This is a genomic window from Bacillus sp. LR--39 (assembly GCF_053613335.1).
The window spans coordinates 266667-293665 of the sequence record NZ_JBSIOT010000001.1; the positions used below are offsets into that span (position 1 = coordinate 266667).

Below are 26999 nucleotides of genomic sequence, written 5' to 3' on the forward strand. Positions count from 1 at the left end.
GAGGATATGAACTTGCCGCATAATCACCGATTGCAATTTTCTGTTGAAGAATCAATCTGTTTCCAAAAAGGACAGGAAGTTTCTGAATTACTTTCGATTTCATTAGACCCTGACATCAGGGTGCAGGAAGTAAATGATTATGTCTCAATTAAAGGATCACTAGAACTTACTGGCGAGTACAACATAGATCACAGCAGTCATTTTGAAGAGCTTGATAGGGAGCTGAGGCATGTAGAGGAAGTGAGGGCGAGGGAGGATGGCACGGCCGAGCTCATTCATTGTTTCCCGGTGGACATTACGATTCCGAAAAATAAAGTGAGCCACCTCAATGATGTTTTCGTATTTATTGATGCCTTTGATTATCAGCTGACGGATTCAAGGATCTTAACCATTCAAGCTGATTTGGCAATTGAAGGGCTGCTTGAGGAATCCGAGCCAAAAGAGCCGGAGATCCCTTTGTACGTGGCGCCTGAATTTGCCAGAGAAGAAATGATCAATCTTGCCGGACATCATTCTGAGGGCGAAAACGAACCAGAATTAATGATACGCCATGAGCCTGAAATACCTTTGACTGTATCAGAAGAAGCAGCACAAGAAACCGAGAAGAACGAGGAAGAAATCCCGCCTTTAATCAGGCTGGAGGAAGAAGAGCAGGAAGCAGCCCCGATTCTGAGGGAGCGGGAAGAAGAGCAGGAAGCAGTCCCGATTCTGAGGGAACGGGAAGAAGAAGAGCAGGAAACTGCCCCGATTCTGAGGGAACGGGAGGAAGAAGAGCAGGAAGCAGCCCCGATTCTGAGGGAGCGGGAAGAAGAGCAGGAAACTGCCCCGATTCTGAGGGAGCGGGAAGAAGAAGAGCAGGAAACTGCCCCGATTCTGAGGGAACGGGAAGAAGAAGAGCAGGAAGCAGCCCCGATTCTGAGGGAGCGGGAAGAAGAGCAGGAAGCAGCCCCGATTCTGAGGGAACGGGAAGAAGAAGAGGAAGAAGCTGCCCCGATTCTGAGGGAACGGGAAGAAGAAGAGCAGGAAGCAGCCCTGATTCTGAGGGAGCGGGAAGAAGAAGAACAGGAAGCAGCCCCGATTTTGAGAGAGCAGGAAGAAGAAGAGCAAGAAACTGCCCCGATTCTGAGGGAGCAGGAAGAGGTGCCGAAACCTGTTTCCTTTACTGAGCCTCCTCCTCCTGTTTCCTTCCAACACGAAGAAGAGCCGGAAGAAGCTGAGGAGCCTGCAATCATGTCGGCTGTGAGGAATGAACCTGTATTTGAGGATGATTCAGCAGAAGTCCAGGAAGAGCCAAAAGATGATATCGAACCGGTTTTCCCTGCGTTCACTCTGACTCCGCATGCGGAAAAACCAAAAATTGCGGAACAGCCCTTCCTTCAAAAAGAAGAGCAGCCAGAGGCCGAGCCGCTTCTCCGTCAGAGCGATCATGAGGCGGCAGAAGACGAAGATGAGCCTGCGGTTTTTCAAGAAGAGCAGGCGCCCGTTTATCGCGAGTTCGTTCCGGAACAGCAGGAAGAGGAGTTTTACAGCGCTCCTAAGCTGCTTGAAGAAGAGGCTCAGGATGAAGAAGGGTTTGAAATTGAGGTAAGGAAGATGGCGCCGCCGGAGGAGGAAACCGGGAAGCCTCTCGATTTGTCATTTCAGTTTTCCAAACTGCCGCCTGAGGAGCCGGCGCAAGCTGAACAGCCTGAGCCGCTTAAGCCTGAAAGAAAGAATGAAGAAGCGGCACCGGGAACCGAGCAGAAGGAAAATGACAACTCTCATTACTTGACAAAATTATTTACAAGGGAAGAAGAAAAGTTTTCAAGAATGAAAATTTGTATCGTACAGCAGCAAGATACTATCGACCGGGTGTGTGAACGATATGACATAACATCCCAGCAGCTCATCAGAACGAATGCTTTATCGTTTGATGACGAGCTTGAAGAAGGTCAGCTTCTGTATATACCTGAATATAATAACAGCCATGCGTAAGCACAAAGAGGCCGTAAAAATGTGGTGAATGGAATGGAAGCAGTCCAATCAGTGCTTCAGGAATACGGGCTGGCGGCTGAGTATATTGAGCCTGTCAGCCCGCATGTTTGGAAGGTCTACTCAAACTACGGCATTTTTGCTTTGAAACAGCTCAAGCCGGCCCGCAGCAGTGAATTTACGGATCTTATGATTGAGATTGAGGAGAAAGGCTACCGATCATTTGTGCCGATCTGCCGCACGTATGCCGGCGATTTTTTTGCGGGAAGACAGACGGAGAATTCTTATTATTTAATGCCTTGGCTTCAGTACGATCAGGAAGAGGAACGGGATCAAAAACATGTTTACCTTTTTAAAGAGGTCGCGAAGCTCCATTCTGCGACTGTGCGGGACATCCAAATCCGGACTGAAGATATCAGCGGCTTTTATGAAGCAACGAAAAGAGATTGGGAAAATGATAAGCTTGTCTATGAACAATTCGCCGACCGGGCGGAAAAAGAGTGGTATCTTTCACCTTTTGAACTGCAGGCTGTTACGTATCTTACAGAAACGGTTTCCGCCGTCAATTTTGCTCTGGAACGTCTGGAAGAATGGTTTGACGCGGCAAAGGATCATGACAAGACGAGAGCGGTGATCAACCACGGCAGCTTATCGAGCCGCCACTTTCTGTATAATGATGCGGGATCGGGCTTTTTCACGAATTTCGAGAAAGCTGCGCTGGGCCCTCCGCAAAATGACCTGCTCGGCTTTTACTCCAGAATGTTCAGAAGCTATCCGAAAGCATGCCCGGAATGTCTGGACTGGTTTTATACGTATCACAAATCATTCCCGCTCCGTGAAGCGGAAATCAGCCTGTTTCTCAGCTATATGGCTTATCCATCCGCCATGTACAAAGTGCTGAAACGGTATCAGACCGGCCAAAGGGGCTCTGAAAAAGAAGAGTGCACGCAATTATTAAGAGCGTTTTGGCAGATGAAAAATGTTGAGCCTTTTCTCATGAAGGTTCATCAGATTGAACGGGAGAAAAAAATAAAAGCGGAAAACGAGTCCTCTTCATAACGGGACTCGTTTTTTTATATCCATTCCAAATGCAGGGCGCACGCTAAAAACAGCAGGATGGCAAGCAGCAGGACATCAAAAGTGGTCGGAAAGAAAATCGTCCTGATCCCCTGAAAGATCGTAATCGGGATTATGACTTGCGCGGATACAAGGCGGACCTGTCTGGCCCACTGGGGGAGCGAATAAGAATTGAATTTTTTTCTCACGGGCAATTCCTCCTCACATTCGCCTTTCTATGTATCGTATGTAAGGGAAAGGGCGGGGTGCATGCCCATTTATGTATGACGGCAGCGGTTTTTGGAAAAGATGATTGACGAATCAAAAACACTTTTACTATAATAAAGAACATAATAAATAAGATCATGAGCTGATATAAATACACCTGCTTTGAACGGGAAGAGTACAAGAAAGACGCATGAAGAGAGAGAAGCTACTGTGCTGAAAGGCTTCTTATGCCGTCTCATTGGAAGGTCGCCCGGGAGCATAATTTCTTGAACATACAGTAGAGAAATTCGGGCCGCACCCGTTATCCGTTTAAGTGCATGAACAAATCTGTTCATGAAAAAAGGTGGTACCGCGAAAGAGCTTTTCGTCCTTTATCAGGATGAAGGCTCTTTTTTAGTTGCTCAGCCATTTCTAAACATGCTGGAGGGTTATCATGGATACAAATGAACAAACAATGCCGACAAAATATGATCCGTCTGCGATTGAAAAAGGCCGCTATGATTTTTGGCTGAAAGGAAAATATTTTGAAGCGGGCGGCGATCAAACGAAACAGCCGTATTCTGTCGTCATTCCGCCGCCGAATGTGACGGGCAGGCTGCACCTCGGACATGCGTGGGATACGACGCTGCAAGATATCGTTACGCGTATGAAACGCATGCAGGGCTATGACGTGCTCTGGCTTCCGGGCATGGATCACGCCGGCATCGCCACTCAGGCAAAAGTCGAAGCGAAACTCCGCGAACAGGGCACAAGCCGTTATGACCTCGGCCGTGAAAAGTTTCTGGAAGAAACGTGGAAGTGGAAGGAAGAGTATGCTGATTTCATCCGCAGCCAATGGGCCAAGATGGGACTTGGACTCGATTATTCACGTGAACGTTTCACTCTTGATGAAGGGCTGAACAAAGCCGTGCGGGAAGTATTCGTCAAGTTGTACGAGAAAGGCTTGATTTACAGAGGCGAATATATCATCAACTGGGACCCTGCCACAAAAACGGCTTTATCCGATATTGAAGTGATTTACAAAGACGTACAGGGCGCGTTTTATCATTTGCGCTACCCGTTAGCAGACGGTTCAGGCTCAATTGAAATCGCGACCACCCGTCCGGAAACGATGCTTGGCGACACGGCTGTCGCGGTTCATCCTGAAGATGAGCGCTACAAGCACTTAATCGGCAAAACGGTGATTCTGCCGATTACAAACCGCGAAATTCCGATCGTCGGCGATGATTATGTTGATATGGAATTCGGATCAGGCGCCGTTAAAATCACGCCTGCCCATGATCCGAATGACTTTGAACTCGGAAACCGCCACAATTTAGAGCGGATTCTCGTCATGAATGAAGACGGAACAATGAATGAAAAAGCGCTGCAATATAACGGCATGGACCGGTTTGAATGCCGCAAAAAACTCGTCAAAGATCTTCAGGAATCCGGCGTTCTCTTTAAAATCGAAGACCATATGCATTCTGTCGGCCACAGTGAGAGAAGCGGCGCCGTTGTTGAGCCGTACCTGTCCACACAATGGTTTGTCAAAATGCAGCCGCTGGCCGATGCTGCGGTTGACCTTCAGTCAAAAGAAGAGAAAGTTCACTTCGTTCCTGACCGGTTCGAGAAAACGTACCTGCACTGGATGGAAAATATCCGTGATTGGTGTATTTCCCGTCAGCTGTGGTGGGGCCACCGCATCCCGGCTTGGTATCACAAAGAAACAAAAGAAGTGTACGTCGGCCTTGAGGCGCCTGAAGACAGCGAAAATTGGGAACAGGATTCAGATGTGCTTGATACATGGTTCAGCTCCGCGCTTTGGCCGTTTTCTACAATGGGCTGGCCTGATGAAAACGCTGAAGACTTTATGCGGTATTACTCAACCGATGTTCTTGTAACGGGATATGACATCATTTTCTTCTGGGTATCCCGGATGATTTTCCAAGGCCTTGAGTTTACCGGCGAGCGTCCGTTCAAAGACGTGCTGATTCACGGCTTAATCCGTGACGAGCAGGGCAGAAAAATGAGTAAATCCCTTGGGAACGGCGTGGATCCGATGGATGTCATCGACAAGTACGGAGCGGATTCCCTGCGCTATTTCCTGGCAACCGGAAGTTCACCGGGACAGGATCTCCGTTTCAGCTATGAAAAAGTGGAATCCACATGGAACTTCGCAAATAAAATTTGGAACGCCTCCCGTTTTGCATTAATGAACATGGACGGCATGACGTATGACGAGCTTGATCTGTCCGGTGAAAAATCAGTTGCTGATAAGTGGATCCTCACAAGACTGAATGAAACGATAGAAGACGTAACACAGCTTGCGGATCGTTATGAATTCGGTGAAGTCGGACGCCACCTGTACAACTTTATCTGGGACGATGTGTGCGACTGGTATATCGAAATGGCGAAGCTTCCGCTGTACGGGGAAGATGAAGCGGCGAAGAAAACAACCCGTTCTGTTCTGGCATACGTGCTTGACCAGACGATGCGTCTTCTTCACCCGTTTATGCCATTCTTAACGGAAGAAATCTGGCAGCACCTTCCTCATGAAGGCGAGTCAATCACGATCAGCTCTTGGCCGGTTCCGGTGCCGGAGCATACGGATAAAGAGGCAGCGGCGGATATGAAACTGCTCGTTGAATTAATCCGTTCTGTCCGCAATATCCGGAGCGAAGTCAACACGCCGATGAGCAAGCAGGTTGAGCTTTACATTAAAACAGCTACCGAAGACATTGCCGGCCGCCTTGAGAAGAACCGTTCTTACGTTGAACGCTTTACGAATCCGAGCACGCTGAAAATCGGGACGGATATCACTGCAGCAGACAAAGCGATGACAGCGGTCGTCACCGGAGCGGAAGTCATTCTGCCGCTTGAAGGGCTGATTAACATTGATGAGGAGATCGCCCGTCTGCAAAAAGAATTCGACAAGCTGACAAAAGAAGTCGAACGCGTTCAGAAAAAACTCGGCAACGAAGGATTCATTAAAAAAGCTCCTGAGCATGTCATTGAAGAAGAACGCGGAAAAGAGAAAGACTACACGGCAAAACGCGAAGCTGTCCGGCAGCGGATTGCAGAGCTGAAAGGCTGATAAAACAGCGGGGCGGTTTCCTAAGAAACCGCCTTGTCGTATAAAAGAGGGGATTTCATTGTTTAATACGTACAAAGAAGCGATCAGCTGGATTCACGGCAGACTCAAGTTCGGCGTTAAGCCGGGCCTTCTCCGTATGGAAAAGCTGATGGAAAAACTGGAACACCCGGAAAAGAACATTCGCGCTATTCATGTGGCGGGCACAAACGGCAAAGGATCGACCGTCGCTTTTATCCGTTCCGTGCTTCAAGAAGCCGGTTATACGGTCGGCACGTTTACATCGCCTTACATTATTACGTTTAATGAGCGTATCAGCGTCAACGGCACGCCGATTTCTGATGAGGAATGGAGAACACTCGTTAATGACATAAAACCGATAGTCGATGAGCTTGATAAGACCGATGCCGGAACGGTGACAGAATTTGAAATCATTACAGCGTGTGCATTTTTATATTTTGCGAAGCGGGCTGATATCGATTTTGTCATTTTTGAAGCGGGGCTCGGCGGCACATTTGATTCAACCAATATTGTGAATCCGCTCCTGTCGGTCATTACAAGTATCGGACATGACCATATGGCGATTTTAGGCAATACCATCGAGGAGATCGCCGGGCAGAAAGCCGGTATCATTAAAAATTCCATTCCGGTCATTACGGGCGTCAATCAGCCGGAAGCACTCGGCGTTATTGAAGCGGAAGCCGAAAAAAAGCAGGCTCCGTATCAGTCACTATATAAAACGTGCAGACTGTTTAATGAAGCGGCGCTTCCGTCCGGTGAAAGCTTTTCGCTGGAAACGGAAACGAAATGCTATGAAAACATTCAAACGTCGCTGATCGGCATTCACCAAAGGCAGAATGCGGCATTGGCGATATTGGCCGCTGAATGGATGAATCGTCTGGGAGCCGCAGCGATTTCTGAAGAAGCAATGCGAAACGGACTGAAAAAAGCATCATGGCCGGGCCGGTTTGAACGTCTTCAAAACCGCCCTTTAGTGTTTGCGGACGGCGCACATAACGAAGAAGGTGTTGACACACTGACAGAAACGATCAGGCAGCGCTTTGCCGATAAAAACGTTCATGTCGTATTCAGCGCATTAAAAGACAAACCGTATCAGGAAATGATTAAAAAGCTGGAAACCGAAACGGACTCCATTCACTTTGTATCATTTGACTTTCCGCGTGCTTCAAGCGCCGAAGCCCTTTATAACGCAAGCAGTCTAGCGGATAAGAGCTTCGATGAGAACCCGGACAGTGTGAAAGAATGGATAGAACAAAAAGACGGGGCGGATGATGTCATCATCATTACCGGTTCCTTATATTTTATTTCAGAAATGAGAAAGCGGCTTATCTGACAGCCCCTCGGATGCCCGGCAGACCCTTTTTAGGTTTTGCCGGGTGTTTTTATGCTGAAAATATATTTTCAGCCATTTCAGTCATGGTGTTTTTCTTTGCTATAATCTGAGCCAGATTGATAGTAAAGGTGTGGTCTGAGTGCTTTTGATTCTGTTTTTTCTCGGTTTGATTTTCGGTTCTTTTTTTTATACAGCAGCGTGCCGTATCCCGCTTCGAATCTCGGTTATTTCGCCGCGTTCAGCCTGTTCGTTTTGCCGCTTGCCGCTCTCCTGGGGGGAGCTTGTGCCCGTCGTTTCTTATATTCTGCAAAGAGGCAGATGCAGAAACTGCCGTGCAAAGCTGTCGGTTATGTATCCGGCGGCGGAATGCTGGACGGCGTGTTTATTCACGGCTGCAGGCATTCATTTCGGTTTCTCAAAAGAACTGTTAGTCGCGCTGTTATTTCTGTCTCTGCTCATGATTGTTACTATGACGGATCTGCAATATATGCTGATTCCTGACAAAGTTCTGCTGTTTTTTCTTCCGCTTTTCATCGCCGGCCGCATGTTTTCTCCGCTGGATTCATGGTATGCAGGGTTTGCCGGAGCCGTTTGCGGATTTTTTCTGCTTGTTTTTATCATGTTTGTCAGTAAAGGAGGCATCGGCGCAGGTGATGTGAAACTGTTTGGGGTGATCGGCCTGACGCTCGGCGTGAAGCTCGTGCTCATTGCATTCTTTCTTTCCGTTATGATCGGAGCCGTATACGGCATGTGCGCCGCAGCCCGGGGCAGGCTTGGTAAAAAGCAGCCATTTCCGTTTGCGCCGGCCATCTCAGCCGGGAGCGCTTTGAGTTATTTATACGGTGAAGAGCTGTTTTCGTTTTACATCAAGCTCGCTTCAGGCGGAGCTTAAAAAATTTGGCGAACGTTTTTTGGACAAGACGACAAAAGTCTTGTTCTTTTTTTTTACGCCTATGCTAAAGTGTGAACCATGATCAGTTCAAGGTACGGCCAAGACGAATGCAAGGGGGAAGAGACGTTGAAAAAAAGGAAGAGCAAAAAGCACAGCAAAGCCAAAAACAATGCCCTTAAAGTAACCATTAACGGACAAGAAGAAACGATGTATGGACAAGAAGATGTGAATGAAGGCGGGGAGAAGACCGTCACATTTTCCAATTGGGAAGAAACAAAAAAGGCGGAGCAGGAGACCGCCGCCTCCCATGAAGATCCGAAAGAAGAAGATTTCAATTGGGATCATGAGAAGAATTCTGAGGTATTTGAAGATGACCCGAAAGTCGTGCCGCCATACCAGAAGAAAAAAACAGGCCCTCATTTTCCGCAAAAAAAGCAGCCGTCTTCTCCAGTTAAAAAAGCGGTCACGACAATTGCCGTTGCGGCTGTTTTAGGCACCGGGCTCGGCCTTGTCGCCTTAAATATGTCGGGAAGTAAAGAAGCCGCCGCTCCAGCATCAGCTGACAAAGGTTCACAAGGGCAGACGGTGAAAGCGGGAGATGTTTCTAAAGACAAATCTGAAACAGCCGGCACAGGAGATGCGGAATCTTCAGAGGGAAACTATAAAACATATGCGGTGCAGGCCGGAAAATTTTCATCAGAAAAAGGAGCGAAGACGCTTGTTGACCAGCTGACTGAAAAAGGATACTCGGCCGTTTCTTTGGCAAAAGAAGACGGGTACACTTATGTGATCGCCGGGCTTGCCGCGGAAAAAAGCTTATCACAGCAATTGGGCCAGACGCTGATAGACCATGATTTTGAGGCTTGGGGCGGAAAAGAGCTCAGCTTTGCGGTCGATTCAGGGCTGAAAGACTCTTTTAAACAAGCATCTGAGCTCTCCGCCAAAGCGATTACCGGCAAAGATCTTTCAAAAACGGAAGTAGCTGAAGCGGCAAAAGCGGCAGACGGCGCAGACGCCGCTGACAAAAAGCAGAAAGAGGCCGTGCTCCAAGCGCTGAAAGAACTGGAAACGTCGGGTTCAGAATCCGGCTGGAAAGCCCAAAAAGAGCTTTTAAGTGTTGTAAAATAGTATCTTATTTCCCGTCATCCGGCGGGATTTTTTATTTTGTCATCAAAAAGTTATTTTTCTGAAATTGTGGTTGCCCGTTAGATTTGGTAGGATAGACAAGTATCTTTTTTTCTTAAGCAAACCCTGAAAGGATGACAACCATGACAAAACGCTTAATACTCGCATCACAATCTCCGCGAAGAAAAGAACTCCTTAATCTTCTTCAGATTCCTTACAGCATTATTGCAAGCCGCACAGAAGAAAAATTAAATCGAAACCTTTCGCCGGAAGAAAACGTCCAATGTTTGGCCGAGCAAAAAGCCGGTGCTGTATTGGCCGAAAATCTCGATGCAGTCGTTATCGGGGCTGACACGATGGTGTGCATAGACGGCGAATGCCTCGGCAAACCGCATGACAGAGAAGAAGCGGCACACATGCTGCGGAGGCTTTCCGGCCGAAGCCATCAAGTCATTACGGCGGTCAGCATTCAGACGCATGACCGGAAAGAAACGTTCTGTGACACGACGGAAGTGACGTTTTGGCCGCTCAGTGAAGACGACATACAGCTCTACATTGAAACAAAAGAACCGATGGATAAAGCAGGTGCATACGGCATCCAAGGAAAAGGCGCGCTTTTAGTGAAAAAAATAGACGGTGATTTTTATTCTGTCGTCGGGCTTCCTGTCGCTAAAACAATGAGAGCCTTGAAAGAATTTAATATAAAAGCTTGATGTTCAAACCGGGAAGGGGAACAAGGAGGGGTTGATCATCCGTGATCTGCCGTTAAAATTAAGAGATTTCCCCGAAAAAGAAAAACCGAGAGAGCGGCTTCTGCACTTCGGAGCCGAACATCTCTCTAACAATGAATTGCTCGCCATCCTGCTGCGGACGGGAACGAAACATGAGTCCGTCATGAACCTCGCTCACCGGCTGCTGCGGACGTTTGACGGGCTGCGACTGTTAAAAGGCGCCTCTGCCCAGGAGCTTTCCAGCATTCCCGGAATCGGCACGGTGAAAGCCGTTCAGATTCTTGCCGCAATTGAGCTGGGGAGCCGCATTCATAAGACATCCGCCGGGGAGCATTGCGTCATCCGCTCTCCGGAAGACGGGGCGAAGTATGTGATGGAGGATATGCGCTTTTTATCCCAGGAGCATTTTGTCTGTTTATATTTAAATACCAAAAATCAAGTCATTCATAAACGCACCGTTTTTATCGGAAGTCTGAATTCATCTATTGTCCACCCGCGGGAGGTGTTTAAAGAAGCTTTCAAACGATCCGCCGCGTCCTTCATTTGTGTTCACAATCATCCTTCAGGAGATCCTACACCGAGCAGGGAAGATATAGAGGTAACCAGGCGGCTTTTTGAGTGCGGAAATTTAATCGGCATCGAGCTGCTGGATCATTTGGTCATTGGTGACAAAAAATTTGTGAGTTTAAAGGAAAAAGGATATTTGTAACACTTTTTTTTTCGTTGATTTAAGATATAATAGATTTTATGAGTTTTTCCCTTTAGGGTATTTTTGCTTTAAGAAAGGAAGATACATACATATGTTCGGAATTGGTACAAGAGACCTTGGTATAGATTTGGGAACCGCGAATACGCTTGTGTTTGTTAAAGGAAAAGGAATCGTAGTGAGAGAGCCGTCTGTCGTTGCTCTGCAAACGGATACGAAGTCCATCGTTGCGGTCGGTAACGATGCGAAAAACATGATCGGAAGAACTCCGGGCAATGTGGTTGCGCTCCGTCCGATGAAAGACGGCGTTATCGCTGACTATGAAACAACTGCGACAATGATGAAATACTACATTAATCAGGCTGTGAAAAATAAAGGATTGTTTGCGAGAAAGCCTTACGTTATGGTGTGTGTGCCGTCAGGTATTACGGCCGTTGAAGAACGGGCGGTCATCGACGCGACAAGACAAGCGGGCGCACGTGACGCTTATCCGATTGAAGAACCGTTTGCGGCAGCAATCGGCGCGAATCTTCCGGTATGGGAGCCGACGGGCAGCATGGTCGTTGATATCGGCGGCGGAACAACTGAAGTGGCGATCATTTCTTTAGGCGGCATTGTTACGTCTCAGTCAATCCGCGTAGCCGGTGACGAAATGGACGACTCAATCATCAGCTATATCAGAAAAACATATAATCTGATGATCGGTGACCGTACGGCGGAAGCTATTAAAATGGAAATCGGTTCAGCAGAAACCGGTGAAGAAAATGCGTCAATGGAAATCCGCGGCCGCGATCTTCTGACAGGTCTGCCGAAAACGATCGAAATCACGGGAACGGAAATTGCAAATGCACTGCGTGATACAGTTCTCTCAATCGTTGACGCGGTGAAGAGCACGCTTGAAAAAACACCGCCTGAGCTGGCCGCTGATATTATGGACAGAGGTATTGTATTAACAGGGGGAGGCGCCCTGCTCCGCAATCTCGACAAAGTCATCAGTGACGAAACGAAAATGCCTGTTCTTATCGCTGAAGATCCGCTGGATTGTGTTGCGATCGGCACTGGAAAAGCACTGGAGCACATCCATCTTTTCAAAGGAAAAACAAGATAATCAGGAGTTAAATAGAAGAGGTGTATCACGATGCCGAACAAACGGTTAATGCTATTACTTCTGTGTATTATCATATTGGTGGCTATGATTGGATTCTCGCTGAAGAACGGCCGTAATACCACCTGGCCTGAAAAGCTGATCGGTGATACGACGGGAGTATTTCAAAACATTTTTCACACGCCTGCCGAATATTTTGCAGGGTTCTTCGGGGACATAAAAGACCTGAAAAACACGTACAAGGAAAACGAACGCTTAAGACAAAAGCTGGACGGACAGACACAATATGAAGCGAAGCTCCAAGAACTCAAAGATGAAAACAAGAAGCTGCGTGATGAACTCGGGCATGTCAAATCAATTTCCGACTATGATCCGATTTTAGCGACCGTTATCGCCAGAAACCCTGATCAATGGTACAAGCAGATCATGATCAATAAGGGAACGAAGCAGAAAGTGGCCAAAGACATGGCTGTCACGAACGAAAAGGGTGCGCTGGTCGGGAAGATCAAAAGCAGCGGACTCAACAGTTTCACATCCGCCGTTCAGCTGCTGAGCGATGTTGACCGCAATAACAGAGTGGCCACCAAAATCTCCGGCAAAAAGGGAAGCAAAGGCTACGGTTTAATTGAAGGGTATGATAAAAAGAAACAGACTCTGAAAATGACCATTCTTGAGCCGGATGAAAAACGTGAAGTGAAAAAAGGCGACCTCGTGGAGACATCCGGGACGGGCGGCGTATTTCCTCAAGGGCTGACGGTCGGGGAAGTGACCGATGTAGAATCAGATGCTTACGGCCTGACGAAAATCGCTTACGTGAAACCGGCTGCCGACCTGTACGATCTTGACCATGTCATCGTCGTGAACCGAAGCGTAGCAACAGGGGAGGAAGGATCGTGAAACGTTTCCTTCTCCCTTTGATTATGATTTTGGTCTTTTGTGCGGAAAGCATCTATACCGATCTGGTGCGTTTTCCTTTCGTTTCCGTCGAGCAGCAGGTCGTTCCGCATTTTCTTTTGCTTGCGCTGATTTTTATGTCCGCTTATATCAACCAAAAGCATGCGGTGATCTACGGTTTGATTTTCGGATTTCTTTATGACATTAATTATACGGGTGTTTTAGGCGTTTATATGTTTGGTTTTGCCGGTTTATGCTATCTGGCGGCCAAAGCGTTTAAAGTGCTTCAGACAAACGCCCTGATGGTCATTTTGGTCGCGGTGCTGAGCGTATGCGTGCTTGAATTTTACGTTTACGGCATTCAGACGTTAATCCGCAGCGGCACAATGACGTTTAACGATTTTGTCATTCAGCGGTTCTTGCCCACCGCTTTGCTGAATATTGCGGGAGCCGTTATATTAGTCCTGCCCTTCAGGCTGTTTTATATAAGTCTGAAGAAAGAATTAAGAGATGAGTAAAAAGGATTTTATCTTTTTTTGACGAAAAGAGTATGTTGTTGAGGTGAACATTGATGAAGACCAAAAAGCAGCAATATGTAACAATAAAAGGAACAAAAAACGGCTTAACATTGCATCTGGATGATGCGTGTTCTTTTGATGAGCTTCTCGATGGTCTTCAAAACATGCTGTCGATTGAACAATATACTGATGGCAAAGGCCAAAAAATCAGTGTTCATATTAAACTCGGGCATCGGTATCTGTATCAGGAACAGGCAGAGCAGCTGACTGATCTGATCGCGTCAAAGAAAGATTTAGTCGTGCATTCAATTGACAGTGAAGTCATCGCCAAAGAAGAAGCGCAGCGGATGATAGAGGAGCAGGAAATTGTTTCTGTTTGCAAAATCGTCCGTTCGGGCCAGGTGCTTCACGTGACGGGAGATTTGCTTTTAATCGGAGATGTGAATCCCGGCGGTACGATCAGAGCCGGAGGAAATATATTTGTTCTCGGTTCATTAAAAGGGATTGCCCACGCGGGTTATAACGGAAATAACCGGGCTGTGATCGCCGCATCCGAAATGATGCCGACACAATTGAGGATCAATCACGTGTTAAATCGCTCCCCAGACCACATTCAAAAAGGGAACGACATGGAATGTGCTTATTTAGATACTGACGGAAATATGGTCATTGAACGCCTTCAGCAATTGGCTCATTTAAGACCTGATCTAACAAGGCTTGAGGGAGGAATGTGAAATTGGGTGAGGCTATCGTAATAACTTCGGGAAAAGGCGGAGTAGGTAAAACAACAACATCTGCAAACCTCGGTACCGCCTTAGCCATTTTAGGGAAGCGCGTCTGTTTGGTAGACACAGATATAGGACTGCGCAACCTTGATGTCGTAATGGGTCTTGAAAACAGAATTATTTACGACTTAGTAGATGTAATTGAAGGCAGATGCAAGACGCATCAGGCGCTTGTCAAAGACAAACGTTTTGATGATCTGCTTCATTTAATGCCGGCTGCCCAGACAAGCGACAAGACGGCTGTTGTCCCTGAGCAGATCAAATCGCTTGTGCAGGAGCTTAAGCAGGAATTTGATTATGTCATTATTGATTGTCCGGCCGGAATTGAACAAGGCTATAAAAATGCCGTCTCCGGAGCTGATAAGGCGATTGTTGTGACGACGCCGGAAATATCAGCGGTGCGGGACGCTGACCGCATTATCGGACTTTTGGAGCAGGAAGATATCGAACCGCCGCGCCTTATCGTGAACCGCATCAGAAATCACCTGGTGAAAAACGGTGACACGATGGATGTGGATGAAGTTGTTCATCATCTGTCTATTGATCTCCTCGGAATCGTTGCTGACGATGATGAAGTGATCAGGGCTTCAAATATCGGCGAACCGATTGCCATGAATTCCAAAAACCGCGCCAGCATTGCGTACCGCAATATCGCCCGGCGCATTTTAGGAGAATCCGTTCCTTTGCAGGTGCTTGAAGAGCAGCAAAAAGGGATGATGGCGAAAATCAAGTCATTTTTCGGCGTGCGTTCATAATATATACCAGAATACAAAGATCTGATGAAGCCCAGCTTATCAGGTCTTTTTTGTTTTTCAAGAGCGCATATTTGCAATGGACAAGACATAGGATGTACAAACCCAACGATTGCAAAGGATGATGGCGATGAGTCACAGAGCTGATGAAATTAGAAAAAGACTGGCCAAAAGAAGAAAACAGCGGCCTGAATCAAAACGGACTTTCGTTCAAAACGCCCAAACGCAGAATTTTCCCGCGTGGCAGACGGTCAAGGAGCAGGAAAAGCACAAGCTTCTACCGGACTACGAATATCAAACGGAACACCCGCCCGAATTTAACGGACGGCATCCATTGATCAGCGCTCATTCTATTATTTTAAAATGCCTGCTGGCCGCCTGTCTCGTACTGATCTCCGCTATTGCCTATAAAACTGACAAACAGCCGCTGAGTCAGATCAAACCGGCGATCGCACAAACCTTTCAAAAAGAATTTCAGTTTGCTGCCGTAAGCAATTGGTTCGTATCTTCCTTCGGAAACCCGCTCGCTTTTCTTACGCCGGGAACGAAAAAGAAGGACGGTCAGGTGGCGGTCAGTCAGGATATGGCTGTTCCTGCCGCGGGGAAAATCCAGCAGGACTTTCAAAATAACGGAGAGGGCGTCGTCGTCGAAACTGCCAGTGAAGCCATTGACAGCGTAAAAGAAGGCTACATTATGGAAGTGAGCAAAGATAAAAAAACAGGACTGACGGTGAAGGTGCAGCACGCCGACAATACAAGCAGCATTTACGGCCGGCTAAAAGATGTTAACGTTTCATTGTACGACTTTGTCGATAAAGGGAAAAAGATCGGTTCGATCAAGCTCAACGATAAAAGTAAAGGCCAGTACTATTTCGCGATCCAGGATGGCGATAAATTCATAGATCCGATCCAGGTGATCACTTTTGATGAATAAATGGCTCAGCCTCCTTTTCAAAGTTCATGTCCATCCTTTTCTTTGGATTATCATGGGGCTTGGTCTTATGACGGGGCACATCAAAGCGCTGCTGTGTCTTTTGCTGGTCGTATCCGTTCATGAGCTGGGGCATGCTGCTCTGGCTGTGTTTTTTTCGTGGCGCATTAAACGAATCTTTCTGCTCCCTTTCGGCGGGACGGTTGAGGTGGAGGAGCATGGAAACCGGCCGCTTAAAGAGGAATTCGCGGTCATTCTGGCGGGCCCGCTTCAGCATGTGTGGCTTCAGGCGGCAGCCTGGCTCTTTTTCATGTCAGGTTTTGCAAGTGAGCAGACATTTGAGATGTTTACCTTTTATAATCTCTCCATTCTTTTCATCAATCTTTTGCCGATCTGGCCGCTTGACGGCGGAAAGTTTGTGTTTTTATACTTTTCTAAACAAATGGCTTTTCAAAAAGCGCATCTCCTCAGCCTGCAGACATCGGCCGTTTCCGCGCTTTTGCTCTGCTGCTGGATTGTGCTGGCCGTCCCCCTTCAGGTCAGCGCATGGGTGCTGTTCGTCTTTCTCACCGCTTCTTTATGGGATGAATACCGGAAGCGGCACTATATTCAGCTGAGGTTTCTTTTGGAGAGATACTACGGCAAAAACCGTGATGTCGCCATGCTGCATCCTTTGACGGTCGCGGCCGATGCCAAAGTAAAGCATGTCATGGCCGAATTCAAACGGGGATGCAAGCACCCCATTATCATTGAAAAAGCCGGCGAAAAGCTCAGCCAGCTCGATGAAAATGAAGTGCTTCATGCGTATTTTGCCGATAAACGGACAGATTCCTCTATGGAAGACCTGCTGCTGCCTTACTAGAAATAGATTGACATATCCTTTTGGTTCTGATATATTTTTTAATGTTATGGATGTAGCACCAATGCTACAACCGCTCGGGACAGGTGATAAGAGCTTTAAAGCCCCCTGTTGCTGGCGAGTCTTAGTCTAATAGGAGGTGCAGAGAATGTACGCAATCATTAAAACAGGCGGAAAACAAATCAAAGTTGAAGAAGGTCAAACTGTTTACATCGAAAAACTTGCTGCTGAAGCAGGTGAAACAGTGACGTTTGAAGACGTATTGTTTGTTGGCGGAGACAGCGTGAAAGTCGGCAACCCAACAGTTGCAGGCGCGACAGTTACAGCTAAAGTTGAAAAACAAGGCCGTGCGAAAAAAATCACTGTTTTCCGTTACAAGCCAAAGAAAAATGTTCATAAAAAACAAGGTCATCGTCAGCCTTATACTAAATTGACAATCGAAAAAATCAACGCGTAAGCATGATTGAGGCAACAATTCGAAGATCCCGGAATGACGGGGGCATTTTGTCCTTTGAAATGACGGGACATGCCGATTTTGCTGAACATGGACGAGATCTCGTATGTGCCGGGGTCACAGCTGTCGTTTTCGGAGCGGTCAATGCGGTTATCGCGCTGGCTCCTCTCGAACCGATTCTTGATATAGGCGAGGACGGGGGTTATTTCTACTTTGAATTCCCTGAAGCCGCTGATCAGGAAGCTTTGCAAAAAGCGCAGCTGCTGATTGAAGGCATGATTGTTTCTCTTGAAACGATCGAGCGGGATTACAGTGAACACTTACGGTTGACTGCAAACCAAATATAGGAGGTGAGTTACATGCTTAGATTAGATCTTCAGTTTTTCGCTTCTAAAAAAGGTGTAGGTTCTACAAAGAACGGACGTGACTCTGAATCTAAACGTTTAGGCGCTAAACGTGCAGACGGTCAATTCGTAACAGGCGGATCTATCCTTTACCGTCAACGCGGAACGAAAATCTACCCAGGTGAAAACGTGGGCCGCGGAGGAGATGACACTCTTTTTGCTAAAATCGACGGAACTGTTAAATTCGAACGTTTCGGCCGTGACCGCAAAAAAGTGAGCGTATATCCTGTAGCTCAATAATGACACAAAAAACTCCGGTCGTTGACTGGAGTTTTTTTTGCAGTAAGCGGAGTAACATCAAGAATGAAAAGCAGAGGATGCGTGAGTGAACCCCGCCTTGAATGAGGACATCAGCTTCCCATACCCACTGGATATGTTCCCCAAGCAGTGATACCAAAAATGTTTCTGCCTGGCATCCGCATTGTATGCGATCCGAAAAAGGAACATGATGAACCAGGAAAAACAAGTGTTTTTTTAACAAAGCCTTCTCTGTTATAATTCATAGTACACACTTATCAAGACTCCTAAAAAGAAATTAAACGATTGGGAGTGCGAAAATGAAGGATGTATCGAAGAAACAAGAAGAACCTGTAAGCGATGCGGCTCTGATCAATGAGCTGATCCAATTAATGGGCCATTTCCGTCATGATTGGATGAATAAGCTGCAGCTGATAAAAGGAAACTTAAGTTTGCAGAAGTATGACAGGGTCGTTGAAATTATTGACGAAATGGTCATAGATGCAAAGCACGAATCAAAGCTCTCAAACCTGAAAGCCCCGCACTTGGCGTTTGACTTTCTTACATTTAATTGGAAGTCCCGTTATATGAGACTCGAATACGAAGTGCTCGGAGAAATTAAAGATTTATCGGCATATGATCAAAAGCTGTCGAACCTGATGAGAAAACTGTTTCATCTGTTCGGTCTGGCAGTAAGCAATGAAAGTGAAAATCATCTGACCGTATCGCTGCAGACGGATCACCCTGACAGACAGCTTATTGTATATCTCGATTTTCATGGAACGATTGCAAATGCAGATGTGTTTGATGAATTTCGCAAATCCCGGTATGAGGACTTTGATGTCATGCAATTTGAGCTGACCGGCCATGAATGTGTGGCCGAAATTGGAATGAACTAGCGGTTTTTTACGGTTTAGAACGGAGGATATTATGTTTGTAGATCAGGTGAAAGTATATGTAAAAGGCGGCGACGGCGGTAACGGAATGGTTGCGTTCCGCCGTGAAAAATATGTCCCGAAAGGCGGGCCTGCCGGCGGTGACGGAGGTAATGGAGGCGACGTCGTTTTTGAGGTTGATGAAGGACTGCGCACGCTCATGGACTTCCGGTACCAGCGGCATTTCAAAGCGATACGCGGCGAGCACGGCATGTCTAAAAACCAGCACGGCAGAAATGCGGACGATATGGTTGTTAAAGTTCCGCCCGGCACAGTCGTAACGGATGACGATACAAAACAGGTCATTGCCGATCTGACTGAGCACGGGCAGCGCGCCGTCATCGCAAAAGGCGGACGCGGCGGACGCGGAAATACCCGCTTTGCGACACCGGCCAACCCGGCACCGCAGCTGTCAGAGCACGGAGAGCCCGGAAAAGAGCGCTATATCGTGCTTGAACTGAAAGTGCTTGCAGACGTAGGTCTCGTCGGCTTCCCGAGCGTCGGAAAATCTACGCTTCTGTCTGTCGTTTCATCGGCAAAGCCGAAAATCGCCGATTATCATTTTACAACGCTTGTTCCGAATCTGGGCATGGTGGAAACGGATGACGGAAGAAGCTTCGTCATGGCGGATCTGCCCGGTTTGATTGAAGGAGCGCATGAAGGAGTCGGCTTAGGCCACCAATTTCTCCGCCATATCGAACGGACGCGTGTCATCGTTCACGTCATTGACATGTCAGCGATCGAAGGCCGCGATCCGTATGAGGATTATGTGACCATTAATCAGGAGCTCAGTGAATATAATCTGCGGCTGACGGAGCGTCCGCAAATTATCGTTGCGAATAAAATGGACATGCCCGAAGCGGCTGAAAATCTTAAAGCGTTTAAAGAAAAGCTTCAGGATGACCATCCTGTCTTCCCGATCAGCGCGGTGACGAGAGAAGGGCTCCGCGATCTTCTGTTTGAAGTCGCCAACCAGCTGGAAACAACGCCTGAATTCCCGCTGTATGATGAAGAAGAACTGGCGGAAAACCGCGTAATGTACACGATGGAAGACGAAGAAATTCCATTTAACATTACCCGTGATCCGGACGGTGCGTTTGTGCTTTCAGGTGACAGTCTGGAACGCCTCTTTAAAATGACTGACTTCTCCCGTGACGAATCCGTCAAGCGTTTTGCAAGACAGATGCGCGGTATGGGCGTTGATGAAGCGCTCAGAGAACGCGGTGCTAAAGACGGCGATATCATCCGGCTTCTGGAATTTGAATTTGAATTTATTGATTAAAAAAACGGAGAGCTTGCATTGCAGGCTCTCTGATGTAAAAGGGAGGGGTGCAGGTGAAAGAAGAGACATTTTATTTAGTGCGTGAAGACGTTCTGCCTGATGCGATGCGGAAAACCCTTGAAGTCAAAAAGCTGCTGGACAGAAAAAAGGCTGAATCGGTTGCAGATGCCGTGCAGAAAGTTGATTTAAGCAGAAGTGCTTTTTACAAATACCGAGATGCGGTTTTCCCTTTTTACACGATGGTTAAAGAACAAATAATCACACTTTTCTTTCATTTGGAGGATCGGTCAGGCGCGTTATCCCAGCTTTTGCAGGCGGTGGCTGACTCAGGAAGCAACGTGCTTTCCATTCACCAGACGATTCCGCTTCAGGGCAGGGCGAATGTCACGCTCTCAATCAGTACGTCCGCAATGGAAGAAAACATTCATACGTTAATGAATAAACTGAGAAAATTTGATTTTATAGAAAAAGTTGAGATCTTAGGGTCAGGCGCGTAAGGAGAGAAGAGACATGAAAGTCGGTTATTTAGGGCCAGAAGCCACATTTACACATCTAGCAGTCAGTTCCTGCTTTCAAAACAGCGTGACACAAGCACCTTATCAAACAATACCGGCATGCATGGATGCGGCGGTTGCGGGAGAAGTTGATCTTGCATTTGTTCCTTTGGAAAACGCGCTGGAGGGCTCGGTTAACTTAACGATTGACTATTTGATTCATGAGCAGCCTCTTGCGATTGTGGGGGAAATGACGCTGCCGATTCACCAGCATCTGCTCGTTCACCCTTCGAGAGAAAATGAGTGGAAAAAGCTTGAGAAAATTTATTCTCATTCCCATGCGATTGCGCAATGCCACAAATTTCTTCACCGGCATTTTTCGTCCGTTCCTTATGAGTATGCGAAGTCAACAGGTGCGGCTGCCAAGTATGTCAGTGAGCATTCGGACCTTCCGATCGGCGTGATTGCAAATGAAATGGCCGCCGCTACATACGGATTGAGCATCGTGAAGCGGGATATTCAGGATTATCAGGACAACCACACGAGATTTGTCATTCTTTCACCTGAAAAAGACGTCTCATTCGAAGTGAATGCGAAACTGTCTTCACGGCCGAAAACGACGATGATGGTAACGCTTCCCCAAGATGACCAATCAGGTGCGCTGCACAGGGTGCTGTCCGCTTTTTCATGGAGAAACCTGAATTTATCAAAGATCGAATCGCGCCCGACAAAAACCGGTCTCGGCAACTATTTCTTTATTATTGATATTGAACAGGCGATGGATCAGGTTCTCATTCCCGGTGCCGTTCAAGAGATGGAAGCCCTCGGCTGCCGGGTCAAGCTTCTGGGAACATATCAATCCTATTCGATATAAAAAAAGCCCTTCAGGGGGCTTTTTTTTAATCTTTTATTAAAATACCCGCGTCGTTCAGCGCTTGGCAGGCTTGGTCAATCCGCTCTTTTGTCGGGGCGCTTAACGTATGAAGGTGCACGCCTCCGGTCAGCTGTGAAAGGTAAGCGGCATTTGTCGAGTTAATGTGATCCATGAATTGTTTGACTTCTTTCCGTGTGCTGACTCTTATGGCGGCGGTTAAATCGCCGTACACGGGGTGTTCAATAATTACGTCCTTTATGGTGACGCCTTCATCGACAATGAGTTCAAGCTCTTCTTCCGTCCGCTCCGGGCCATGCAGACAGGCGACAATCCGTTCGGCGTTATTTCCGCCGCCGGCATTCATGCTGATGTATAAGTAGCCTTGGCTCGTCGCGATGATCGGCTCGTTTTTTGCTTTCAAGAGTGATATGTCCTGCACGATCACCTGTCTTGAGACATTTGCTTTTTTGGCCAATTCGCCTCCTGTTAATGGCGAGCCGGCTTCTTTCAGCCAATGAAGCAGCATGTCGCGTCTTTTCGCCCCTGTAAGCTTCGTTCCTTCTGTCAAATTGCTGATTCTCCTTTCTTTTGCTCCCATAGCGCCGTAAATGTATGTATCAGCATATCGAGCTGTTCACATGTTGTTTCGTTTCCGAATGAGATCCGGAAAAACTGCCGCGCTTCCCGTTCGGTTTTTCTCAGCGCCTTCATAGCTGAAGAAGGGCCGTGGCTGCCGGCGGAACATGCGCTCCCGGTTGAGATGCAAATATCGTTACGATTACATTCTAACATAATATATTGTCCTTCAAAGGATTGAAAAAAACACCCGACAATGTGGGGCAGGCATTCACCGCCGGTTTCTTCCTCTGAAAATGAAATGGGGAGGCCTTGACGCCGAATTTGGTCATACAAATAATTCCTCAGCCTGTCAGCATGCTCACGGTGTTCCTCCATATGTTTCACTGCATACTCCGCAGCAGCGGTAAAAGCGCCGATTGCCGGTACATTCACCGTACCGGGCCTGAACCCGTTTTCATGCACGGTATGCGGATAAACCGGGTTCCAGCTGACACCGGGCCGAATGTAAACAGCCCCGGTGCCTGTCGGGCCGTATACTTTATGACCGGAGACGGAAAGGGCGTCGATTCCCGCCTGATCCGCATCAATCGGCAGTTTGCCGAAACTTTGAACACAATCGCAATGAAGCAAAATGTTTCTCTGGTGAAGAAAAGCGGCCAGACGATTCACAGGCTGGATGAGGCCGGTTTCTGAATTGGCGTGCTGTATGGAAACGAGCCCCGTGTCAGGACGGATATGAGCCGCCAGTATGTCTTCGGTTATAAGGCCGTTTTCGTCGGGATATATGATGGTGACATCAATTCCCCGGTCAGCTAAAAACGCCGCGGCATTATGGATCGAATGGTGTTCCATTGCGGTCGTAATAAAATGTTTTTTGTGATCGGGCAGACCGTGCAGCAATGATTGGACGGCCAAGATGTTCGCTTCCGTTCCGCCGCTTGTAAAGTAAATGCCGTCTGCCGCTCCGCCGATCAATTTTCCTGCAGAATGTCTGCAATATTCCAGCACGTCCGCCGCTCTTCCTCCGGCGTCATGAAGGCTGCTTGCATTGCCGTATACCTCTGTGCTGAGATGCTGAAAGACTTTCGCGGCTTCTTTGCTTAAAGGCGCTCCCGCCGCGTAATCAAGATAAATCATACAGCCCGTCTCCTATCCGTTTATGTTAAAAAAAAGCTTGAGTTTATTTTATCGTTGTGTAAATATATGTGTCAAGACAGGTGTAAATAACAGGAGGGTGATGTATGTCTGAAAAAACAATTATCGTCATTGGTTCGGGGACGGCGGCCCTTGCCTGTGCTTCCTCATTTCCTCCGTCATACCAAGTGACCGTCATCACAAAGAGAAGCGTAACGAACAGCAATTCGCATTATGCTCAAGGCGGGATTGCTGTTTCATACGCAAAAGATGACTCTTTAGAATCCCATGTGAACGATACACTGTATGCGGGATGCGGACACAATGACGTGACAGCCGTGCGGCATTTGCTGAAAAGCGGACAGAGCATGATAAACAGGCTGATAGAAGGCCATTTCCCTTTTGATACGAAGTCGGACGGAACGTTTTGTCTCGGCAGGGAAGGCGCTCATTCGAAAAGGAGGATTCTGCACGCCGGGGGAGATGCGACCGGACGGATGTTGGTTGAGTTTCTGGTTCAGCAGCTGAGGGACGGCATACGGATCATTGAACACGAGACGGTTGTTGATCTTCTGATTGAACACGGACGATGCGCAGGCGTTGCCGTAATGGATGCTTCAGGCGCTGTTTCTTACAGAAGAGCGGATTGTGTAGTGCTTGCATCAGGCGGCTGCGGCAGTTTGTACCAATATCACACAAATGATTCCGCCATAACGGGAGACGGCATCGCTCTTGCCTTCCGCGCTGGAGCTGAGATCACGGATATGGAGTTCACCCAGTTCCACCCGACCCTCCTTGTGAAAAACGGGACTGTGTACGGCCTGATTTCTGAAGCAGTGAGAGGAGAAGGCGGATATTTAGCGGATCGCTTCGGGCGCAGGATCATGGCTTGCAGACACGCGCTAGAAGATTTGGCGCCCCGGGATGTGGTTTCACGGGCGATTTATGAAGAAATGATGAAAGAAAATCCTGTTTTTATAAATTGCAGCAGAATAGCCGATTTTAAGAAACGTTTTCCGACCATAACAGGTATTTGTCAAACAGCCGGTGTTGATCTTGAAAGCGGGATTCCTGTAGCACCCGGAATGCATTTTTTAATGGGCGGAGTAAAAGCCGATACCTGGGGGAAAACGTCCGTGCCTGATTTGTACGCCATAGGCGAGACCGCCTGCACAGGATTGCACGGGGCGAACCGCCTTGCGAGCAACTCACTGCTGGAAGCGCTGGCAAGCGGGCAACGATGTGCTGAACATATCACTCAAACGCCGTTAAACGGAAGATATAAAAAAACCCCGAAGAAATCTGACGTCATCTTAGAAGTGCCGGACACATCGCTTCATGTGCTCCAAGCCAAAATGACAACCGGAGCGGGCATCGTCAGGGATAAAGAAAACATGCAGGCGCTGGCATCCTGGCTTAACAACGTATCTGTGCGTCATATAAATGTGAAGGATATCACAATAGAACAAGCCGAGCTATCCTGCCTATGGAAGACTGCGCAACTTGTTGTGACCTCAGCCCTTATTCGGGAAGAAAGCAGGGGCGCTCATTTTCGCGCTGATTTTCCCGGGACGGAGAAAGAGTGGCACGGAAAACAAATCATTCATTCAACATCTGGAACAGTTATCAGAAAAAACGAAAGGATTGGGGAACTATGGACATTCTGCAGCTGAAACAAATGCTGACTTATTTTTTTCAGGAAGATATCGGAACGGGTGATGCGACGTCACAAGCGATTTTTTCTGATCAGCAATGTAAAGCGCGAATCATCGCAAAAACAGACGGCGTGTTTGCCGGAGAAGCCGTTATCCGTGAAGGATGGAAGCTTTTACACGATGACATCCGCATCCGCTCCCTGAAAAAAGACGGAGAACGGATGAAAAAAGGAGACGTGCTCGCTGAAATGGAAGGCCAGACGGCGGCTCTTCTTACGGGGGAGCGGGTCATTCTGAATCTCATACAAAGAATGTCAGGCATTGCGACAATGACGGATGAGGCCAAAAGGCGTCTTGATGATCCGTCCATTAAGATTTGTGATACGAGAAAAACGACACCCGGGCTCAGAATGCTGGAAAAATACGCCGTTCGGGTCGGAGGCGGCTTTAATCATCGCTTCGGCTTATATGACGGCATCATGATAAAAGATAATCATATTGCCGCCTGCGGATCGATAAAGGCGGCCGTGGAGCGGGCAAGAAAAACGGCGGGGCAGATGCTTGCGGTGGAAGTCGAAATCGAATCCGAACAGCAGCTGCTTGAGGCAATAGAAGCGGGCGCAGACGTTATTATGTTTGACAACTGTCCGCCTGAGTCCGTCCGGCGTTTTGCAGACATGACACCTGGCCATATCAAAACGGAAGCATCCGGAGGCATAACGCTCGACACATTGCCCGCTTATAAAGGAACGGGCGTCCAATATATTTCACTCGGATTTCTGACTCATTCAGTAAAAAGCGCCGACATCAGCATGGATGTTGAGGCTGCGGAACAGGGGGATTTTTAAGATGTCTATTTTTGACGTGCTAACTGCATCAGCCGAAATGATGCCGAGCCATTATAAAGACATGAGCACCGGAGAAATGGAAAAGCGGGTCGCCGCCATTAAACGGGCTTTCGGAAAGCGTCTGTTCATTCCGGGGCATCACTATCAAAAAGACGAAGTAATACAATTCGCCGATACGGCAGGTGACTCCCTGCAGCTTGCTCAAGTGGCAGAAAAAAATAAAGAGGCGGAATATATTGTGTTTTGCGGCGTGCATTTTATGGCGGAAACCGCTGATATGCTGACTGATGATAACCAAACCGTCATTTTGCCCGACATGCGCGCCGGATGCTCGATGGCTGATATGGCAGATATTCAGCAGACGGACAAAGCATGGCAAGAGCTTCAAGAACTGTACGGTAACACCATCATTCCGTTAACATATGTTAACTCGACGGCGGAAATTAAAGCATTCGTCGGACGGCACGGGGGAGCGACCGTCACCTCTTCGAATGCCCGGAGTGTGCTGAAATGGGCTTTTAAACAAAAAGAGAGAATTTTATTTTTGCCGGATCAGCATTTAGGCAGAAATACGGCCTATGACCTCGGCATTCCGCTGACAGAAATGGCTGTATGGGACCCGGTGCAGAACCGATTGCTTACTGACCATCCGGAAAACATTAAGGTTATCCTTTGGAAAGGGCATTGCTCCGTACACGAAAAGTTTACAGCGGAAAATATTTCTCAGCTGCGGCAGAGGGATTCCGGCATCCGCATTATTGTTCATCCGGAATGTTCGCGGGAAGTGGTCTCGCTCAGTGACGACAGCGGGTCTACCAAATACATTATTGATACGATCGAACAGGCTGAACCGGGAAGCAAATGGGCGATCGGCACGGAAATGAATCTTGTTCAGCGCCTCATTCAATCGCATCCGGATAAACAGATTGAATCATTGAATCCCGATATGTGTCCGTGTCTGACAATGAACAGAATCGACCTGCCGCATTTATTGTGGTCGCTTGAGCAGCTTGAAAAAGGCGAGCCGAAGGGTGTCATTAAAGTTCCGGAAGCGGTTCGGACAGATGCGCTTCGTGCTTTGAACAGAATGCTGAGTCATACGTAATTATAAAAATTTCCCCTC

28 protein-coding genes and 2 other annotated features are annotated in these 26999 nt (G+C 47.7%); of the genes, 25 read left to right on the forward strand and 3 right to left on the reverse strand.

Features of this window, described 5'->3' with window-relative positions; genetic code table 11:
• Positions 1-12 precede the first annotated feature (12 nt).
• Both ACWHAR_RS01455 and ysxE read left to right on the forward strand, forming a co-directional pair.
• A complete protein-coding gene (locus ACWHAR_RS01455) occupies positions 13-1974 on the forward strand; it encodes a LysM peptidoglycan-binding domain-containing protein (RefSeq protein ID WP_032873802.1) in 1962 nt (653 codons plus the stop codon).
• A gap of 33 nt (positions 1975-2007) precedes the next feature.
• Entirely contained in the window at positions 2008-3030 is a 1023-nt protein-coding gene (gene ysxE / locus ACWHAR_RS01460) for a spore coat protein YsxE (protein WP_012118110.1), read from the forward strand.
• Positions 3031-3044: 14 nt separating this feature from the next.
• On the opposite strand, the gene ACWHAR_RS01465 is transcribed toward ysxE, so the two are convergent.
• Complete coding sequence (locus ACWHAR_RS01465; RefSeq protein ID WP_007612879.1) at positions 3045-3236, reverse strand: hypothetical protein; 192 nt, start codon at positions 3234-3236, stop codon at positions 3045-3047.
• A 172-nt stretch (positions 3237-3408) separates the two neighbouring features.
• Positions 3409-3630 (forward strand) — a binding site (T-box leader).
• A gap of 58 nt (positions 3631-3688) precedes the next feature.
• Here ACWHAR_RS01465 and ACWHAR_RS01470 point away from each other — a divergent pair.
• The 20 genes from ACWHAR_RS01470 (at position 3689) to pheA (ending at position 21660) form a co-directional block, all read left to right on the forward strand.
• Positions 3689-6331, forward strand: coding sequence for a valine--tRNA ligase (locus ACWHAR_RS01470; RefSeq protein WP_032873804.1), 2643 nt, complete (start codon positions 3689-3691; stop codon positions 6329-6331).
• A 58-nt stretch (positions 6332-6389) separates the two neighbouring features.
• Positions 6390-7682, forward strand: a complete 1293-nt coding sequence (locus ACWHAR_RS01475) for a bifunctional folylpolyglutamate synthase/dihydrofolate synthase (protein ID WP_032873806.1) — start codon at positions 6390-6392, stop codon at positions 7680-7682.
• 139 nt (positions 7683-7821) lie between these two features.
• Entirely contained in the window at positions 7822-8574 is a 753-nt protein-coding gene (locus ACWHAR_RS01480) for a prepilin peptidase (RefSeq protein ID WP_012118107.1), read from the forward strand.
• 126 nt (positions 8575-8700) lie between these two features.
• Positions 8701-9702 carry an SPOR domain-containing protein gene (locus ACWHAR_RS01485; protein WP_032873809.1) on the forward strand — a complete coding sequence of 334 codons (1002 nt, stop codon included), beginning with the start codon at positions 8701-8703 and terminating at the stop codon, positions 9700-9702.
• A gap of 140 nt (positions 9703-9842) precedes the next feature.
• The gene (locus ACWHAR_RS01490) at positions 9843-10412 is read left to right on the forward strand and encodes a Maf family protein (RefSeq protein ID WP_032873810.1); all 570 of its coding nucleotides are present in this window, start codon (positions 9843-9845) and stop codon (positions 10410-10412) included.
• Between the two features lie 31 nt (positions 10413-10443).
• Positions 10444-11139 (forward strand): RadC family protein, encoded by a 696-nt coding sequence (radC, locus tag ACWHAR_RS01495; RefSeq protein WP_007408165.1) that lies wholly within the window; start codon positions 10444-10446, stop codon positions 11137-11139.
• 91 nt (positions 11140-11230) lie between these two features.
• Entirely contained in the window at positions 11231-12244 is a 1014-nt protein-coding gene (mreB, locus tag ACWHAR_RS01500; RefSeq protein WP_003152647.1) for a cell shape-determining protein MreB, read from the forward strand.
• Between the two features lie 30 nt (positions 12245-12274).
• Positions 12275-13138, forward strand: a complete 864-nt coding sequence (gene mreC, locus ACWHAR_RS01505) for a rod shape-determining protein MreC (protein ID WP_007408166.1) — start codon at positions 12275-12277, stop codon at positions 13136-13138.
• Positions 13135-13653, forward strand: a complete 519-nt coding sequence (mreD, locus tag ACWHAR_RS01510) for a rod shape-determining protein MreD (RefSeq protein WP_007408167.1) — start codon at positions 13135-13137, stop codon at positions 13651-13653. The genes mreC and mreD overlap by 4 nt, the downstream gene beginning before the upstream one ends.
• A 53-nt stretch (positions 13654-13706) precedes the next feature.
• Positions 13707-14387 (forward strand): septum site-determining protein MinC, encoded by a 681-nt coding sequence (gene minC, locus ACWHAR_RS01515; protein ID WP_032873813.1) that lies wholly within the window; start codon positions 13707-13709, stop codon positions 14385-14387.
• Between the two features lie 2 nt (positions 14388-14389).
• Positions 14390-15193, forward strand: a complete 804-nt coding sequence (gene minD / locus ACWHAR_RS01520) for a septum site-determining protein MinD (protein ID WP_003152655.1) — start codon at positions 14390-14392, stop codon at positions 15191-15193.
• Between the two features lie 127 nt (positions 15194-15320).
• The gene (locus ACWHAR_RS01525; protein ID WP_007408168.1) at positions 15321-16124 is read left to right on the forward strand and encodes a M23 family metallopeptidase; all 804 of its coding nucleotides are present in this window, start codon (positions 15321-15323) and stop codon (positions 16122-16124) included.
• Positions 16117-16983: a M50 family metallopeptidase gene (locus ACWHAR_RS01530; RefSeq protein ID WP_007612866.1), complete on the forward strand. Its 867-nt coding sequence runs from the start codon at positions 16117-16119 to the stop codon at positions 16981-16983. Before ACWHAR_RS01525 ends, ACWHAR_RS01530 begins: the two co-directional genes overlap by 8 nt.
• Positions 16984-17041: 58 nt before the next feature.
• Positions 17042-17115 (forward strand) — a sequence feature (ribosomal protein L21 leader region).
• Between the two features lie 13 nt (positions 17116-17128).
• Entirely contained in the window at positions 17129-17437 is a 309-nt protein-coding gene (rplU, locus tag ACWHAR_RS01535) for a 50S ribosomal protein L21 (protein WP_003152660.1), read from the forward strand.
• Positions 17438-17439: 2 nt separating this feature from the next.
• The gene (locus ACWHAR_RS01540; RefSeq protein WP_012118103.1) at positions 17440-17781 is read left to right on the forward strand and encodes a ribosomal-processing cysteine protease Prp; all 342 of its coding nucleotides are present in this window, start codon (positions 17440-17442) and stop codon (positions 17779-17781) included.
• Positions 17782-17793: 12 nt separating this feature from the next.
• Positions 17794-18078, forward strand: a complete 285-nt coding sequence (rpmA, locus tag ACWHAR_RS01545) for a 50S ribosomal protein L27 (protein WP_003152662.1) — start codon at positions 17794-17796, stop codon at positions 18076-18078.
• A 317-nt stretch (positions 18079-18395) separates the two neighbouring features.
• Complete coding sequence (locus tag ACWHAR_RS01550) at positions 18396-18974, forward strand: sporulation initiation phosphotransferase B (protein WP_032873815.1); 579 nt, start codon at positions 18396-18398, stop codon at positions 18972-18974.
• 31 nt (positions 18975-19005) lie between these two features.
• Positions 19006-20292 carry a GTPase ObgE gene (gene obgE / locus ACWHAR_RS01555; protein WP_032873818.1) on the forward strand — a complete coding sequence of 429 codons (1287 nt, stop codon included), beginning with the start codon at positions 19006-19008 and terminating at the stop codon, positions 20290-20292.
• Positions 20293-20345: 53 nt separating this feature from the next.
• A complete protein-coding gene (gene thrR, locus ACWHAR_RS01560) occupies positions 20346-20789 on the forward strand; it encodes a transcriptional regulator ThrR (RefSeq protein WP_007408173.1) in 444 nt (147 codons plus the stop codon).
• 13 nt (positions 20790-20802) lie between these two features.
• Positions 20803-21660: a prephenate dehydratase gene (gene pheA / locus ACWHAR_RS01565; RefSeq protein ID WP_003152668.1), complete on the forward strand. Its 858-nt coding sequence runs from the start codon at positions 20803-20805 to the stop codon at positions 21658-21660.
• Positions 21661-21685: 25 nt separating this feature from the next.
• Here the strand turns inward: pheA and ACWHAR_RS01570 are convergent, their stop codons facing one another.
• Both ACWHAR_RS01570 and ACWHAR_RS01575 read right to left on the reverse strand, forming a co-directional pair.
• Entirely contained in the window at positions 21686-22228 is a 543-nt protein-coding gene (locus tag ACWHAR_RS01570; protein ID WP_032873821.1) for a transcription repressor NadR, read from the reverse strand.
• Positions 22225-23376: an IscS subfamily cysteine desulfurase gene (locus tag ACWHAR_RS01575; protein WP_032873824.1), complete on the reverse strand. Its 1152-nt coding sequence runs from the start codon at positions 23374-23376 to the stop codon at positions 22225-22227. The genes ACWHAR_RS01570 and ACWHAR_RS01575 overlap by 4 nt, the downstream gene beginning before the upstream one ends.
• A gap of 104 nt (positions 23377-23480) precedes the next feature.
• Between ACWHAR_RS01575 and nadB the strand changes: the two genes are divergently transcribed.
• Genes nadB through nadA form a run of 3 tightly spaced genes read left to right on the forward strand, consistent with a single transcriptional unit; the run spans position 23481 to position 26981 of the window.
• Positions 23481-25046, forward strand: coding sequence for an L-aspartate oxidase (nadB, locus tag ACWHAR_RS01580; RefSeq protein ID WP_032873827.1), 1566 nt, complete (start codon positions 23481-23483; stop codon positions 25044-25046).
• A complete protein-coding gene (gene nadC / locus ACWHAR_RS01585; RefSeq protein WP_032873830.1) occupies positions 25028-25876 on the forward strand; it encodes a carboxylating nicotinate-nucleotide diphosphorylase in 849 nt (282 codons plus the stop codon). The genes nadB and nadC overlap by 19 nt, the downstream gene beginning before the upstream one ends.
• Before the next feature lies 1 nt (position 25877).
• Positions 25878-26981 carry a quinolinate synthase NadA gene (gene nadA / locus ACWHAR_RS01590; RefSeq protein WP_032873833.1) on the forward strand — a complete coding sequence of 368 codons (1104 nt, stop codon included), beginning with the start codon at positions 25878-25880 and terminating at the stop codon, positions 26979-26981.
• Positions 26982-26999 lie beyond the last annotated feature (18 nt).

Bases quoted from the DNA above. Each gene is read 5' to 3' on its own strand.
- ysxE (WP_012118110.1), top strand. From the start codon at position 2,008: ATGGAAGCAGTCCAATCAGTGCTTCAGGAATACGGGCTGGCGGCTGAG.
- ACWHAR_RS01470 (WP_032873804.1), top strand. From the start codon at position 3,689: ATGGATACAAATGAACAAACAATGCCGACAAAATATGATCCGTCTGCG.
- ACWHAR_RS01490 (WP_032873810.1), top strand. From the start codon at position 9,843: ATGACAAAACGCTTAATACTCGCATCACAATCTCCGCGAAGAAAAGAA.
- mreB (WP_003152647.1), top strand. From the start codon at position 11,231: ATGTTCGGAATTGGTACAAGAGACCTTGGTATAGATTTGGGAACCGCG.
- mreC (WP_007408166.1), top strand. From the start codon at position 12,275: ATGCCGAACAAACGGTTAATGCTATTACTTCTGTGTATTATCATATTG.
- minC (WP_032873813.1), top strand. From the start codon at position 13,707: ATGAAGACCAAAAAGCAGCAATATGTAACAATAAAAGGAACAAAAAAC.
- ACWHAR_RS01525 (WP_007408168.1), top strand. From the start codon at position 15,321: ATGAGTCACAGAGCTGATGAAATTAGAAAAAGACTGGCCAAAAGAAGA.
- ACWHAR_RS01530 (WP_007612866.1), top strand. From the start codon at position 16,117: ATGAATAAATGGCTCAGCCTCCTTTTCAAAGTTCATGTCCATCCTTTT.
- rplU (WP_003152660.1), top strand. From the start codon at position 17,129: ATGTACGCAATCATTAAAACAGGCGGAAAACAAATCAAAGTTGAAGAA.
- ACWHAR_RS01540 (WP_012118103.1), top strand. From the start codon at position 17,440: ATGATTGAGGCAACAATTCGAAGATCCCGGAATGACGGGGGCATTTTG.
- rpmA (WP_003152662.1), top strand. From the start codon at position 17,794: ATGCTTAGATTAGATCTTCAGTTTTTCGCTTCTAAAAAAGGTGTAGGT.
- ACWHAR_RS01550 (WP_032873815.1), top strand. From the start codon at position 18,396: ATGAAGGATGTATCGAAGAAACAAGAAGAACCTGTAAGCGATGCGGCT.
- obgE (WP_032873818.1), top strand. From the start codon at position 19,006: ATGTTTGTAGATCAGGTGAAAGTATATGTAAAAGGCGGCGACGGCGGT.
- pheA (WP_003152668.1), top strand. From the start codon at position 20,803: ATGAAAGTCGGTTATTTAGGGCCAGAAGCCACATTTACACATCTAGCA.
- ACWHAR_RS01575 (WP_032873824.1), bottom strand. From the start codon at position 23,376: ATGATTTATCTTGATTACGCGGCGGGAGCGCCTTTAAGCAAAGAAGCC.
- nadB (WP_032873827.1), top strand. From the start codon at position 23,481: ATGTCTGAAAAAACAATTATCGTCATTGGTTCGGGGACGGCGGCCCTT.
- nadC (WP_032873830.1), top strand. From the start codon at position 25,028: ATGGACATTCTGCAGCTGAAACAAATGCTGACTTATTTTTTTCAGGAA.
- nadA (WP_032873833.1), top strand. From the start codon at position 25,878: ATGTCTATTTTTGACGTGCTAACTGCATCAGCCGAAATGATGCCGAGC.